This is a genomic window from uncultured Acetatifactor sp. (assembly GCF_948601915.1).
In the GTDB taxonomy this organism is placed as follows: domain Bacteria; phylum Bacillota; class Clostridia; order Lachnospirales; family Lachnospiraceae; genus Acetatifactor.
Genome location: NZ_CAPDXS010000085.1, coordinates 22,836 through 23,694, shown reverse-complemented (window position 1 = coordinate 23,694; position 859 = coordinate 22,836). Strand labels below are relative to the sequence as shown.

The window sequence follows — 859 nt, the reverse complement described above, 5'->3', positions numbered from 1 at the left end:
CTGACCGGTTCAAGCGCATGATTACATTAGGCAGTATTCAGCGTTATGCAGTATACCTGCGGATTCCTAATGCGCCATCTGTTTGCTCACGGAGTGCATTGACAAGCCTCTGCCATCAATGCCGGTCTTTTTCATTATCCGAAATACGACACTCCCGACTCGAAAATGCGTATATCTTGATTTCCATAGATATTCATGGCCACAGCGCTGTCCCGCCTCTCGGAATGTGCCATCTTGCCCAGGCACCGCCCGTCCGGGGAGGTGATTCCCTCGATGGCCGCGTAGGAGCCATTGATATTGTACTTCTCGTCCATGGACACATTCCCCGCCTGGTCGCAGTACTGGGTAGCCACCTGGCCCTCCGCGAAGAGCCTGTCTATCCATTCCTTCGGCGCAACGAACCTGCCCTCGCCGTGGGAGGCCGGATTGCAGTACACGCCGCCAAGCTCAGCGCCCTGGAGCCAAGGCGATTTATTGGACACCACCTTGGTATACACCATCTTGGAGATATGCCTGTTAATCGTGTTGAAGGTCAGCGTGGGCGAATCCGTCCTCTGGCCCACAATCTCGCCGTAAGGCATAAGCCCCAGCTTGACCAGCGCCTGGAAGCCGTTGCAGATGCCCAGTGCCAGGCCGTCCCTCTTCTGCAGCAAATCTGTCACCGCCTCCTTCAGCTTCTCGTTCTGGAAAGCCGTAGCAAAGAACTTGGCGCTGCCGTCCGGCTCGTCCCCCGCGGAGAAGCCTCCGGGGAACATGATGATCTGGGCCTGGGAGATGGCCTTTTCAAATTCGTCCACGGATTCCCGGATGTCCTGGGCGCTCAGGTTCCGGAACACCTTCGTGACCACGTCCGCCCCGG

Annotated in this window: 1 pseudogene (running past one end of the window); it reads right to left on the bottom strand. The window is 57.4% G+C overall.

The window, feature by feature from the left end:
* Nucleotides 1-134: 134 nt before the first annotated feature.
* Nucleotides 135-859, bottom strand: a pseudogene (locus Q2B33_RS14910) (phosphoribosylformylglycinamidine synthase); it runs 3,115 nt beyond the window's last position.